Source organism: Tenacibaculum aestuarii (genome assembly GCF_964510395.1).
In the GTDB taxonomy this organism is placed as follows: domain Bacteria; phylum Bacteroidota; class Bacteroidia; order Flavobacteriales; family Flavobacteriaceae; genus Polaribacter; species Polaribacter aestuarii.
Genome location: NZ_CAZEFY010000004.1, coordinates 136508 through 150385, shown reverse-complemented (window position 1 = coordinate 150385; position 13878 = coordinate 136508). Strand labels below are relative to the sequence as shown.

Here is a 13878-nt window from a genome sequence, read left to right as displayed (position 1 = left end):
AAGCTATTACCAATATTCTTCTATACAATAAATTTTACCATTCCTAAATTTAAAAAGAGTCATTTGCAATTTGCTTTCTACAATCATACCATCCTTTTTTTCTACGAATCTTTTTTGAACAGCTGCCGCTTTTAAACCTATCATTTTACTTTCGATTTTAAAGCCTGTAACCCGACCATCATAATTGCCTTCATTTAGGTTTCTTAAAGCACTTTTATACAAGCTCTCACGAGTATAAAACCCATTAAATTTTGAATGTGTATATGTAAAATCATCAGTAAATAGATTGAATGCGTTATCAACATCTTTAACAGTAGAACCTGCTTGAAACATTTTTAAGTTAAGATCGTAATATTTGGTTAGTATTGTGTTTGTTGAATCTATATGTGCTTTGGTAACTTCTTGAGCAACAATAGTATTGATTTTAATAAAAATTATTAAAATGAATGAAAAATAGATTCTTATACATGGATAGTTAGTTGTTTTGTGAATTAGTTTTAGTAGAAGCTTTGTTTTGTAAAGAATACATATGTTTGACATATCGTTCAATTTCTGTTGTATAATTTTTGTATAAAGACTCATATTTAGGTTTTAATTCAGTCTTAATTCTTAAAAGTGTTTTGTCAGGCTTATTTCCATTTTTATAATCAAGTATTACCTGCTCCCATAAACTAGATAATAAAAAGACATCCCGTTCAATTGATTTTACTGTGGTTGTATTACCATGCCCTGTTAATACTTTGTTTGGATTTAATTCAGTGATAGAATTAAGTGTATTGATTAAACTTGGGATATTTACCTCGTCAGTGATTATCGGCATCCAGTCTGAGCTTAAAACATCTCCTCCAAAAATAATTTTTTGTTTTGGTAGCCACATTATAATGTCTCCAGACGAGTGACTTCCGTTGACTAAAATAAACTCAACTTCAATACCTCCAAAATTGCGTTTTAGAATTTGGTCTAATACTAAGGTGGGTAATATGAGTTTAGTCGAACCTATTTCACCTTTAGTAACTTTATTGTAAAAAGCAATATCATCTTTTCCGTTTTTTTTCATTTCAGTTAATGCGTGTCTACTTGTGATAATTTCAGTTGCAGTATCAGTAAAGGCGGCATTACCTAGCCAATGATCTGCATGACTATGGGAGTTTACCACCCAACGAACAGGAAGGTCAGTAACAGATGCAATAGTTCTTTTTATTTTGTGTCCTATTGATTCAGACGAACCCGTGTCAAAAAGTAAAACACCATTTTTGGTAATGATAAAATGAGCATTAGAATTCCATCCTTTGTTTTCGGGAGTTGGTAACCCAAATGATGGCGAAATAATGCTGTAAATATTTTCTGTTATACGAACAGCATTAAAGATTTCAGAGTTTATTTCTTTTTTAGTCGATTTTTCTGTTTTTGAACTTTTGTTATTGCAAGAACAAAGCAGTAAGCAAATAATTAAAATTCCTAGATTGTTCTTAAACAATAAAAACTTATTTAATATTAGTGTCATTTATTTGATTTATAATGTTTTAATAATGATGTCTGTTAACTATTTGACTAAGGGTTAAGTGCTCTTTTTCCCAGTTCCAAACAGACATCCCAAAGTTTCCTGAGTCTTCAATAACTTTCATTTGTACTTCACTTATTATTTCAATAATTATTCTACCATTTAAATTGTCGCTACCAATAGGTATATCTGCCCATTCTAAAGTTATTAGGTTATCCTTTATTTTTCCATTCCCAACATGGCACCAATTTTCAGCTAATTCAGTTTCAGGTGTTTTGTTGTTCATTCCTAACCAAAAAACGTTTTCATTAACAATATTAATCCAAAAGAGGTTTCCTCCAGTAGATTTCCACGCCCCTTTTTTGGGTAAAATTTTTTCCTTTTTTACTTCGTCTTTCATAAGAGTGTTGTTATAATATCTTTGTTTATAGCTGAAAATAGAAATAAGAAAACCAAGAATCATTATTTTTTTTAAATAGGTCATTTTTTTAATCTAAGTTGTTATTAAGCTTATTTATAGCCTTTACTATATGACTTAAGTTATGACAGATTTCCATTCTAAATGTATCTCCTAACTTTAGTTTAAGTAATTCACATATACTAATTACTGTTTTAGTTTTGTTTTATGGTTGATGAGTTTAATATTATCTATTTCAATTATAAAGTCAATTTGTTATTTTTTTATGACATCAGAATAATTTTAAATTTCGAATAAATTACAAAATTCAATCTTTTAAAGTTTATCTAAAAGGACAATTGTCCTTTGTCAAAAAATCTAAAACTATTTCATTTGCTTTAAGAAATTAAAACAATGAAAACACAAAAAGGTTTTTTGAGTTATTGATTATTTTGGTGACATTAACAAATTGTAGTTATGCCTTTATATAAAAATGGAATTGAGAGAGCAATTATAGTAGCCCAACAAGCAAAAGAAAAAGGGAATTTACCTTATGGGTGTATTTTAACAGATGCGGACGGAAAAGTTTTACTAGAAGGAGAAAATACAATTAATACGGATAATGATTGTCTGGCACACGCTGAAATAAACTTAATTAGAGAAGCTTGTAAACTTTATGATTATAATGTTTTAAACACATGTGTTATATACACCAGTGACGAGCCATGCGCAATGTGTTCATCAGCAATTTATTGGAGTGGTATTGGTAAACTAGTTTTTGGATTAAGTAAAAAAACTTTCTATGATAACGTAGGTAGAGAAAATCTTAATTGGGTCTTTGAACTTGGTTCGCGTGAAGTACTTAGTAAGGGAGGTCGTGAAGTAAAAGTTGTTGGTCCAATATTAGAAGATGAGGTCTTGAAGATTCATGAAAAAAATTAAGATTGAATTTGATTTTTTAAAGCTCTGTTTAGACTCCTTAATGTTACTCCTAGATAATTAGCAATATCTTTTTTAGATATGACTTGTGTTAATTCAGGAAAAATCTTTTTTAGTCTTATAATATTAGAGGATATAGAATTAAATTGATTATAAGAATGCCTATGCGCTTTATAAGCAATTTTATTAGTAAGTGTTTTTAAAATTAAATCATTAAAATTCTTGTCATTACTTAAAAGTTTTTTAAAATAACTTTTATTTATTGCATAGACTTGAACTTCATTAATACTTTCTACAGAACAAACACTTATAATGTCATGTATAGCTTCTACCTCTCCAAATAGTTGGCCTTCTCCAAAAAATTCTTGAATATAAACATTTCCGTCTTCAGTAGTTAAATAACATTTACAAATCCCACTTTTTAATACATAAACATGAGATGTGTTATGATCTTGCTTTACAATCTTATTTCTTGGTTCGACTTGCTGCAAAATAATATATTCACTCGATTTTTTTTCTAAAGATAAAATATAATTTAAAATATTTTTGTCTACTCTAATCATATAGATGTTATGTTTTTTTTACTAAAGAGACAAAATTAACTGATTTAAAATTTAGGTTTTTTCATGACGTGAAGAATTACACACAACGGTCTCGTATAAGAATAGTAGCGGATTTTTACGTATTAACTTTTCGGTCAAACATAGACTTTTTATTTACTTACATTTTTTTTAAGCTTATTGTTATAAACAAAGCAAATCAATATTCTATCTTTTTCTTAACCTGTTCAAACTCTTCAGGGGTATTAATATTTCTAATTAAATTATCATCAACTTCAATAATCTCAATATCAGAATTAATTAACATTTTACGAGGACAAGAATAACCTTGTGCTAAATAGGCTAATAATTTCCCGTAAGCTTTTGGTTCGTAAATTGTAATTAAAGGTTCAGGAAATTCTTTGTTTTTCCCTTTTACAGTAGTTGCTATTTTAGACGGATTTCTCTTTTGTAATAACAATTGAATAAGCTCATTATTTACAAACGGAACATCTGTAGCTATAACAAACCATGCTGAGTTTGGGTCTTTTTGAAAAGCAGAGCAAATACCTCCAAAAGGTCCCAAGTTTAAGAACGTATCATGAATTTCATTCTCTTTTTCTGAGGAGGCTTGAACAGAATAAAAAGTTTTTAAAGAACAGCTTTCTAACAACTCTTTTACATGTTCTTTTTGAGGTTTTTTATAGTACACTAACTCTGATTTGTCACGTCCCATTCGAGTGCTTTTTCCGCCTATTAAAACCAATCCTTTTACGGGTGCAATATTTTCTTTAATGAGATTATGTATATGATTAGATATTTTATCAACCTCATTAATTGTATAAGAGGTTATATTTTTGATGTTTGGAAAACGTTCTAGTAAACAATCAAAATACCTTGAGTCTTCATTCAACTTAATTATAAACTGGATGTTTGTTAATTGGTCTAACCTTTTTTTTACAGAAGCTTCTTTTTCGTCATCTAAAATCAAAATTTGTTTCGCTCCTTGGTAATGATTTCCATTAATAAAGACAAAATCGTGATTGTAAAACTGTAAACGTTGTTCGTATTTGTTTACAGGTGATGAAGTGTTTATTTGTAAATTTCCTTCATGATGAAAGGTATATTCAGCTAACGTATTTTGCTCGACATCTTTAGCATGTGAAGCATCAAAATACCCTAAGTTATAGTTCGATAATCTTTTTGAAACTTTATGAACTAAATTAGCAATAACTCCGCATTTTGTACCCAAGAATGCAATTTCATTAGGCGCAAAATTATCATTATACTTCTTAACTAGATTCGTATGCTTAGTATGTTTTTTATCCATTTTTAATATCCGATTTACCACCAGTTTTCTCTACCAATTTCACTTCTTGAATCACCATTTTTTGACTGATAGCTTTACACATATCGTAAATGGTTAAACAAGTTGCTGAAGCACCTGTAAGTGCTTCCATTTCTACTCCTGTTTTTCCTTCAATGGTCACTTTACAAAAAACCTCTACATGCTCATCGTCTACAACATTGATGTCAATATCCACTCCGTTGATTAACAAAGGATGACACATTGGGATGATATCTGAAGTTTTTTTTACTGCTTGAATTCCAGCAATGATAGCGGTTTGAAAAACAGGTCCTTTTTTAGTAATGAGTTCATCGTTGGTAAAATGACTCACAATTTCTGAACCTAAAAACATAGTTGCTTTGGCAATAGCGGTACGTTTCGTGATTTTTTTATCAGAAACATTTACCATTTTAGGTTGGTTTTGTTCGTTTATGTGGGAAAAGTTGCTCATTTATTCTTTTGCTTAAAACCTTTAAAAATTATTATAATAGCTAATAGACTTAAGATAGTACCAGATGTGAAATTGTTGTTTTTTTCAATCTCATCTAAAAAAATAAAACGACTTAGTTGCTTATTGCTTAACATTATAATTTCTTCATTTTTGGAAACACTATTACAGTAATAAGCTTTAGTTCTTTTTGTAAATGTTTTTTTATTGAATTCAAATTTTAAAAAATAATTATTATTTGTCGTTTTATAACAATCAATTACTTTAACTTTTACTTTGTTGCTTTCTTGAGCTATTTGTTTTTCTTTTAGTCCGTTATTTATAATTAAAAGGCCGATTATAAGTATTAAGGTTCCTCCGGTTATTAAGCCACGGTCATGCAAAAAACTAAAAAACCTATTCATATTTTATCTGAATTTAATAATCGGAAAGACACTTCCTTCTTTAAATGCTACTTCTTCGGTTTTCGGGAACTCGATAAAACCATCTGCTTCTACTAAGCTAGCCAAATCTCCTGAGCCATTTCCTTGTATTGGAGTTGCATATACTTGTCCGTTTTCAGAAGTTAATTTTACTTGTAAAAAACAGCTTAGATTAGGTTTAAAAGTAATGTCTTTTACTAAAATTGCTGTTTTTTCTTCGGAAGAAACTGCAACAGATTTATAATACCAAGGGTAAAAATAGACCAAACAATTTACAAAGGTTGAAACTGGATTTCCAGGGAATGCAAACACATTGCAGTTATTTGTAGTGCCGAACCAAAATGGTTTCCCAGGTCGTTGCGAAACTCTGTGGAATAATTTTTTAACACCCAATTCATCTAAAACTTCAGGTAAAAAATCAAACTTCCCCTTGCTAACAGCTCCACTAAATAATAGCACATCATATTCTTTTAAGTAAGATTCTATTTTTTCTTTTAAGATTTGTTTTTCATCAGTAATATGGGCTGTTTCTGCTGGAATTTTTAAATCGTTTAATAAGGAAACTAATGTGTATACATTACTTCTACGAATTTGATGATCTAACGGGTTTTCATTTACATCAACCAATTCATCACCCGTAGAAACAATCATTACTTTAGGTTGTTTAGCTACTTTAACTATAGCTTTGCCTACAGTTGCTAAAACCCCTATTTCAGCAGCAGAAATTATAGTGTTCTTTTTTATTAAAATAGTATCCTTGCTTTTATCAGAACCTTGTACATGAATATTTTGCCCTTCAGTAATTTCGTCAATATTGATGGTAGCCATTAAGGTATTAATATCAACATCTTCATAGCGAATTACTGTATCAGTATTGTTAGGTAATACAGCTCCTGTCATAACCTCATAACAGTTGGCTGCATTATCTAGTGTTTGTTGCGGACTTCCAGCAGCTTGGATTCCTTCAATTTTAAAATCGCGAACACCATATTCAAAAAAACGATGATTGATAGCAATACCATCCATAGCCACTCGGTTGAATGGAGGAAAATCTCTATCAGCAACAATATCTTCCTTTAAAACTCTTCCGGCAGCTTCTAAAAAAGGAATTTCTTCAATTCCGAAATTTTGCGTGTTTTCTAAAATTATATGTTTAGCATCTTCTACTGTAATCATTTCCATCCTTTAAATAAAGTTATTAAACCTACAGTGATAAGAACTAACCCACCTACAAGACCTTTCAATGAAGTTGAAATATCCCATAGATTATCGTCTTTTTTGTGGAGTTTAAAAACAAAAAGTAAAGTTATAACTCCAATTAATATAGAAAGTAAACTATATATCATAATTATCCGCCTATTGTACTCATACTTTCGGTTACATTGCCTTTTCTACTAGCCTCAGCCACAAAACCATTTTCAGGCTTTTCCTTTATGAGTGATAAAAACAAGGCTTTTAAATCTTCATTGTTGGCACCATTTCTAATAAAATCTCGTAGGTTGAAAACACCATCATCAAACAAACAGTTTTTAAAAGTTCCTGTAGAGGTAATTCTAATTCGGTTACAATCATTACAAATAGTACGAGTGAATGCAGGTATTATCCCTATAGTTCCCTTATGATTCTCTATAGAAAAGTTTCTAGAAGTAGATGATTTTTTTGAGGGAAGTTCAGTAACAGTAAACTTAGATTGTATCTTATCTAAGATTTTGTTATAGTTCCAAACCTCTTCTGCATTTCGTTGTCCTTTTCCATTAAAAGGCATTTCTTCAATAAAACGAACTGCAATATTTTTATCTTTAGTAAGCTGTACAAAATCGTTAATCTCATCAGTGTTAAAACCAGATTGGACTACTACATTCAATTTTAAATTCAACGAACTTTTTTCTAGTAATTCAAATGTTTTATATACTTCGGGAAATACATCACGACGTGTAATTTTGGCAAACTTATCGGCATGTAAACTATCAATACTTAAATTGATGGTTTTTATTTTTTCAAGTTTTTCTAGGTCTTTGATGTGTTTAGAAACAAGCGCTCCATTGGTGGTAATATTGATAGCATCTAGTAAATCGTTGTACGATAACATCTCTAAAAACGACATAAAATCTTTACGTGCAAAAGGCTCGCCACCTGTTAAACGAACTTTGTTCACCCCTAATTCTGTAAGCACACGAATTATACGGTACATTTCTTTGTAGGTAAGCAGTTCTTTACGAGGCACAATATCAATACCGTGTGCAGGCATACAATATTGGCAACGCAAGTTACAGCGGTCAGTTACCGCTAACCGAACATAACTAATTTGTCTACCAAAATTATCAATAAGTTTACCCATATCGTAAAGGTACTAAAACTAGCGTTGATACCTTTTTAAAAGGCTAAAAAATCGTATTTTCGTTGTATGCCAACACCGCTAGAACTTCAAATACAAACACTGCCTAATTCACCCGGAGTTTATCAATATTTTGATAAAGAAGATGTGATTATTTATGTAGGAAAAGCTAAGAACTTAAAGAAACGCGTTTCGTCGTACTTTACCAAGAATCATGAGAATGGAAAAACACGTGTATTAGTTAAAAAAATTGTTCGGATTGAACATGTGGTGGTTGATACGGAAACAGATGCATTATTGCTTGAGAATAATTTAATCAAGAAATATAAACCACGATACAATGTGTTGTTGAAGGATGATAAATCGTATCCGTGGATTTGTATTAAGAAGGAGCGATTTCCACGTGTGTTTTCTACACGAAGAGTTGTGAAGGATGGTTCAGAATATTTTGGTCCATACACGAATATGCGAACGGTACATGCTTTATTAGATTTAATTAAAGAACTGTACCCACTGCGCACCTGTAATTACGATTTAAGTCAGGATAAGATAGATGCTGATAAATACAAAGTCTGTTTGGAATATCATTTAGGGAATTGTAAAGGACCTTGTGAAGGATATCAAACTGAAGAAGATTATCTAGAAGACATAAGAGCTATTCGAAACATCATCAAAGGAAATTTCAAAGAAAGTTTACAGCAATTTGAAAAATTAATGCTCGATTTTGCTGCCGATATGCGCTTTGAAGAAGCACAAAAGATTAAAGAAAAATTAGCGTCGCTACAGAATTATCAGGCGAAATCAACGATTGTCAACCCGTCGATTAACAATGTAGATGTGTTTTCTATTATTTCTGATGAATCGCATGGATATGCTAATTTTTTCAAGGTGATGAACGGTTCCATAGTACAGTCATACACCACAGAAATTAAGAAGAAATTAGACGAAACCGATAAGGAGCTATTAGAGTTATTTATTATTGAAACTCGACAACGTTTTAATTCTTTGTCGCGAGAAATTTTTGTGCCTTTTAAAGTTAGTGTTGGTAACGATGTTAAGGTTACTATTCCAAAACTAGGAGATAAAAAGCGTATTGTAGAACTGTCTGAACGCAATGCAAAATTCTACCGTCAAGAACAGTTTAAACAAATAAAAATTGTAGATCCTGATCGTCATGTAAAAAGAATTATGGCACAAATGCAAAAGGATTTGCGATTAGGAAAAGAACCACGTCATATTGAATGTTTTGACAACTCCAATATTCAAGGAACGAATCCTGTGGCTGCTTGTGTGGTTTTTAAGGATGGAAAACCAAGTAAGAAGGATTATCGTCACTTTAATATCAAAACAGTAGAAGGACCTGACGACTTTGCTTCGATGGAAGAAGTCGTATACAGAAGATATAAACGATTGTTAGATGAAGAGCAACCATTGCCTCAATTAATAGTTATTGATGGAGGAAAGGGACAATTATCATCTGCTTTAAAAAGTTTAGATGCTCTCGATTTAAGAGGGAAAATAGCTATTATAGGAATTGCAAAACGCTTGGAAGAAATTTATTATCCGGGAGATTCAGTTCCCTTGTATTTAGATAAAAAATCAGAAACACTTAAAATAATTCAGTATTTACGTAACGAGGCGCACCGTTTCGGAATCACTTTCCACAGAAATAAACGAAGTAAAAGTGCTATTCAATCAGAGTTGGAGCAAATTCCTGATATTGGAAAGCAAACAATCACCAATTTATTGCGTAAATTTAAATCAGCCAAACGAGTTAAGAGTGCTAGTTTAGAAGAATTGAAAGAAGTTGTAGGAAATGCAAGGGCTCAAAAAATATATCAATATTATCAAAAAAAAGAAGAATGAAAAAGTTGCTAATTTTATTATTATTTCCAGCACTGATGCTGGCCCAAGAACAACCTAAAGTAGGTTTGGTGCTTAGTGGTGGCGGTGCAAAAGGTATTGCCCATATAGGAGTGCTAAAAGAGCTTGAAAAAGCAGGCGTTCAGGTAGATTATATTGGAGGTACAAGTATGGGGGCAATTGTAGGAGGTTTATATGCTGCCGGTTATACGGCCGATCAAATAGAAGAAGCTGTTTTCGAAACAGATTTTATGAGTTTGTTACAAGATAAAGTTCCAAGAAAAGAAAAACCTTTTTTCAGCAAACTTCATGGTGAAAAATATGCGGTATCTCTTCCGATAAAGAAGGGTAGTTTAGGATTGCCTTTAGGTTTATCTAAAGGACAAAACGTCTTAAATTTTTTAACTGAATTATTAGCGCCAGTAGATGAAATTAGTGATTTCTCTAAATTGCCAATACCTTTTTATTGTATAGGAACAAACATAGAAACAGGTGAAGAGGAAGTTTTAGAAACAGGTTCGTTACCGCTAGCACTTAGGGCAAGTGCCGCCTTCCCATCTTTATTAAACCCTGTAGATATTGAGGGGAAATTATTGGTTGATGGAGGTGTTGTAAATAACTTTCCTGCCGACGTTATGAAAAAAAAGGGAGTTGATATTATTATTGGAGTTAGCGTTCAAGGAGAATTATTAAAAAAAGATGAGTTAGTTTCTGTAGCCTCTTTGTTGTTACAGATTATTAACTTTCAAATGTATAAGAAATCTGACGAGCAAATTGAGTTGCTAAATGTTTATATACGTCCAAATGTTATAGATTATAGCGTTATAGGTTTTGATCAAAAAAATGAAGTTTTAGCTGAAGGATATAAAGAAGCAAAAAAGTACAGAGTGGTTTTTGATAGCATTGCAAAAATGCAGCCTATCAAAAGAAAACTGCCTAAGGTAGAGCTAAAAGAAAAAAAGTTTATTGTTGATAGAATTATTATTAAAGGAAATAAAAACTATACCAATAATTATATTTTAGGAAAGTTGCAATTACGTGAAGGAGATAGTGTTTCTTATAAGGAGATTTCTAAGAAAATAAACACTCTAACGGCGACTAAGAATTTTAATAGAATTGATTATCATTTTGATAAATCTTTCCATGGAAAAAAGCTAGAACTAACAGTAAAAGAAGAAAAAATTCAGTCTTATTTACGTCTTGGTTTACATTATGATTTATTATACAAATCAGCGGTTTTGTTGAATTACAATCATAAAAAACTGCTTTTTCAAAACGATGAACTTTCTGTTGATGTTGGTATTGGTGATAAAATCAGATATAACTTAGAATATTTTGTGGATAATGGATTTTTAACAAGCTATGGTTTTAGTACAAGATACAATTCTTTTAATAGTGATTTTATTTATGATACAGGACTTATAAATGGAAAGTATTCAGACTTTTCAAGCTCTTTATATTTCCAAACGACCTTTGATAAAAAGTTTGCAATTGGTATTGGAGCAGAGCATAAAAATATTGAAGGAAGTACTCAAAACATATCAACAGACGGAAAAGAAGATTTTTTTGATAGAAGTAATTACATAAATGCTTACTCATACTTAAAATTAGACACCTACAATAAAGAAATGTTTCCAACTAAAGGTTTTTATGCTGATATAGGTTTTAAATGGTTCCTATGGTCTGATAGGAATAGTAGGCTAGATGGATTATTGCCAAATAGCGAGCCATTTCATCAATTTTCGCAGTTGGGAGGAACGATAGGATTTGCTACTACTTTTTATGATAAACTGACTTTTCAATACACATCACAAGCAGGATATACTTTAGGTAAAAAGTCGTTTGAAATTTTTGACTATCACTTAGGTGGCTACAATCAAAACTATATTAATAATTTCATTCCTATGTATGGTTATGATACAGGAGGTTTAAATAATCAGTCTTATCTAAGGTCAGAATTTAATTTGCGTTATGAGGTTTTAAAAAATCATTACGCAATGTTTATTGCAAATTATGCTCGTGTAGAAGAAGATGTTTTTGAAAATGGAGATTTATTTAAGGATACAAAATCAGGTTATGCTTTAGGGTATAGTATAGAAACTTTTATGGGGCCTGTTGAATTAAAATATACATGGTCACCAGATCACTCTGAACATTATTGGTTATTTAACCTAGGATTTTGGTTTTAAACATAAAAAAACCCGTATCAAGTGATACGGGTTTTTTATTTCATAATAAGATTGCCTTACTTACTTTTTTTTCTTCTTTTTAAAATAGAATTTATATTGTAAGTACTGGTAAGCATCTCTGGGTAATACTTTAATCCACTTTTTGTGTTGCACAAACCATTTAAAACGGATAGAATTCACGCCTTTTGTTAAATAAGCAGCTATAAAAGGATGTACATTTAAAGTAATATCCTTGTAGTTTTTACCGCTATTTATCAGACGTTCAAGTTCTGCTTCTATTTTATCTAATAAAACAATAGGAGCTTCTACTTCTCCATTTTTATTTGGATTTGGTTCACGCGTTTTTATCTCTAACTCAGGTCGTACACGTTGTCTTGTAATTTGTACTAAACCAAATTTACTCGGAGGTAAAATTTTGTGTTTAGTACGATCTAAAGCCATCGCGTCTTTTAAGTGCTGATATAATTTCTGTCTGTTTTCGGCAGATTTCATATCAATAAAGTCAACAACTATAATTCCTCCCATATCTCGCAATTGTAATTGACGAGCAATTTCACTGGCAGCAATTAAATTAACTTCTAAAGCAGTTTCTTCTTGGTTTAAAGACTTATTAGAGCGGTTACCACTATTTACATCAATTACGTGTAAAGCTTCGGTATGCTCTATAACTAAATAAGCCCCTTTACTCATAGAAACTGTTTTACCAAACGATGTTTTAATTTGACGTTCTATACCATATTTTTCGAAAATAGGTACTTCAGACGCATGAAGTTTTACAATGTTTTCCTTTTCAGGATATATTTCTTGTAAATACTCTTTAATTTCAACTTTTAAAGTTTCATCGTTGGTTACAATGCTTGTAAAAGAATCGTTCATTACATCTCTTAGAATTGAAGATGCTCTGTTTAACTCACTTAATATTTTAGTTGGGGTGTTATTATTAGCAATGCGTTTACACATTGTTTTCCAACGGTCAAGTGAGTTTTGTAAATCTTTGTCAAGTTCTGCTACCTTTTTACCTTCGGCAACAGTACGTAAAATAAGTCCAAACCCTTTTGGTCTGATACTTTTTGCTAATTTTTTTAAACGCTCCTTTTCTTTCGGATCTGCTATTTTTTGTGATACCGATATACGGTTAGAAAAAGGAACTAAAACTAAAAACCTACCTGCTATTGAAAGTTCCGAACTAATACGCGGACCTTTGGTAGATATTGGTTCTTTTACAATTTGTACTAATAAATTTTGACCTGATTTTAGTACATCGTTAATACTTCCGTCTTTGTTGATGTCTTCTTCAAAACGAAAGTTTTTTAAAGTGAACTCTTTGTAATTACCTGTGCTTACTTTCTTAATGAATTTGTTTAAAGATTGTACTTGTGGTCCTAAATCGTGATAGTGTAAAAAACCATCTTTAGGATAACCAACATTTACAAAAGCGGCATTTAAGCCAGTCATTACTTTTCCTATTTTAGCAAGAAAAATATCACCGACTGAAAAATTATGGTCGCTTGTTTCTTTGTTTAATTCAATAAGTTTACCATCTCTTAGTAAGGCGAAATCAATATCAGAAGAATTGGAACGAATTATTAATTCTGTTTTCATTCTGAATATGGTTTTATGCCGTCGTAATTGCTTACGAAGACGGATTAAAATTTGTAAACAGGTATAATTTATACCATTTTAAGGTGTTAAAACCTTAATGTCAATGAACGTAGCTTATAAAAGCAACGAAAAAGTAAGCTACTGCTTACTTTTTCTTCTTATGACGATTTGCTCTCGCTCTTTTCTTTCTTTTGTGTGTAGAGATCTTAGCTCTCTTTCTTTTTTTACCACTTGGCATAGTTAAAATGTTTTGTAAAACCTTAGTTAATAAGGCTTTTGGTTAATACTTTTTTAA

13 protein-coding genes are annotated in these 13878 nt (G+C 31.0%); 3 read left to right on the top strand and 10 right to left on the bottom strand.

Going from position 1 to position 13878, the window contains the following annotated elements; all coding sequences use genetic code 11:
* Nucleotides 1-6: 6 nt before the first annotated feature.
* From ACKTSU_RS13780 to ACKTSU_RS13770, 3 genes are all read right to left on the bottom strand, one after another.
* Nucleotides 7-333: a nuclear transport factor 2 family protein gene (locus tag ACKTSU_RS13780; RefSeq protein WP_408037092.1), complete on the bottom strand. Its 327-nt coding sequence runs from the start codon at nucleotides 331-333 to the stop codon at nucleotides 7-9.
* Nucleotides 334-475: 142 nt separating this feature from the next.
* Nucleotides 476-1504 (bottom strand): MBL fold metallo-hydrolase, encoded by a 1029-nt coding sequence (locus ACKTSU_RS13775; protein ID WP_408037091.1) that lies wholly within the window; start codon nucleotides 1502-1504, stop codon nucleotides 476-478.
* 19 nt (nucleotides 1505-1523) lie between these two features.
* Nucleotides 1524-1901 carry a hypothetical protein gene (locus ACKTSU_RS13770; RefSeq protein WP_408037090.1) on the bottom strand — a complete coding sequence of 126 codons (378 nt, stop codon included), beginning with the start codon at nucleotides 1899-1901 and terminating at the stop codon, nucleotides 1524-1526.
* Nucleotides 1902-2375: 474 nt separating this feature from the next.
* On the opposite strand from ACKTSU_RS13770, the gene ACKTSU_RS13765 reads away from it, so the two are divergent.
* Nucleotides 2376-2840 (top strand): nucleoside deaminase, encoded by a 465-nt coding sequence (locus ACKTSU_RS13765; protein ID WP_408037089.1) that lies wholly within the window; start codon nucleotides 2376-2378, stop codon nucleotides 2838-2840.
* On the opposite strand, the gene ACKTSU_RS13760 is transcribed toward ACKTSU_RS13765, so the two are convergent.
* From ACKTSU_RS13760 to moaA, 6 genes are all read right to left on the bottom strand, one after another.
* Complete coding sequence (locus ACKTSU_RS13760; protein WP_408037088.1) at nucleotides 2837-3400, bottom strand: Crp/Fnr family transcriptional regulator; 564 nt, start codon at nucleotides 3398-3400, stop codon at nucleotides 2837-2839. The genes ACKTSU_RS13765 and ACKTSU_RS13760 overlap by 4 nt on opposite strands.
* Nucleotides 3401-3596: 196 nt before the next feature.
* Nucleotides 3597-4706: an NTP transferase domain-containing protein gene (locus ACKTSU_RS13755; protein WP_408037087.1), complete on the bottom strand. Its 1110-nt coding sequence runs from the start codon at nucleotides 4704-4706 to the stop codon at nucleotides 3597-3599.
* Nucleotides 4699-5175, bottom strand: coding sequence for a cyclic pyranopterin monophosphate synthase MoaC (moaC, locus tag ACKTSU_RS13750; protein WP_408037086.1), 477 nt, complete (start codon nucleotides 5173-5175; stop codon nucleotides 4699-4701). Before moaC ends, ACKTSU_RS13755 begins: the two co-directional genes overlap by 8 nt.
* The gene (locus tag ACKTSU_RS13745) at nucleotides 5172-5576 is read right to left on the bottom strand and encodes a hypothetical protein (protein WP_408025995.1); all 405 of its coding nucleotides are present in this window, start codon (nucleotides 5574-5576) and stop codon (nucleotides 5172-5174) included. The genes moaC and ACKTSU_RS13745 overlap by 4 nt, the downstream gene beginning before the upstream one ends.
* A gap of 3 nt (nucleotides 5577-5579) precedes the next feature.
* The gene (locus tag ACKTSU_RS13740) at nucleotides 5580-6770 is read right to left on the bottom strand and encodes a molybdopterin molybdotransferase MoeA (RefSeq protein ID WP_408037084.1); all 1191 of its coding nucleotides are present in this window, start codon (nucleotides 6768-6770) and stop codon (nucleotides 5580-5582) included.
* A 172-nt stretch (nucleotides 6771-6942) separates the two neighbouring features.
* Entirely contained in the window at nucleotides 6943-7932 is a 990-nt protein-coding gene (moaA, locus tag ACKTSU_RS13735) for a GTP 3',8-cyclase MoaA (RefSeq protein ID WP_408037083.1), read from the bottom strand.
* A gap of 66 nt (nucleotides 7933-7998) precedes the next feature.
* Here moaA and uvrC point away from each other — a divergent pair, with 66 nt between their 5' ends.
* Complete coding sequence (gene uvrC, locus ACKTSU_RS13730; protein WP_408037082.1) at nucleotides 7999-9795, top strand: excinuclease ABC subunit UvrC; 1797 nt, start codon at nucleotides 7999-8001, stop codon at nucleotides 9793-9795.
* Nucleotides 9792-11981: a patatin-like phospholipase family protein gene (locus tag ACKTSU_RS13725; RefSeq protein WP_408037081.1), complete on the top strand. Its 2190-nt coding sequence runs from the start codon at nucleotides 9792-9794 to the stop codon at nucleotides 11979-11981. Before uvrC ends, ACKTSU_RS13725 begins: the two co-directional genes overlap by 4 nt.
* Before the next feature lie 60 nt (nucleotides 11982-12041).
* Here the strand turns inward: ACKTSU_RS13725 and ACKTSU_RS13720 are convergent, their stop codons facing one another.
* A complete protein-coding gene (locus ACKTSU_RS13720) occupies nucleotides 12042-13583 on the bottom strand; it encodes an Rne/Rng family ribonuclease (protein ID WP_408037080.1) in 1542 nt (513 codons plus the stop codon).
* Nucleotides 13584-13878 lie beyond the last annotated feature (295 nt).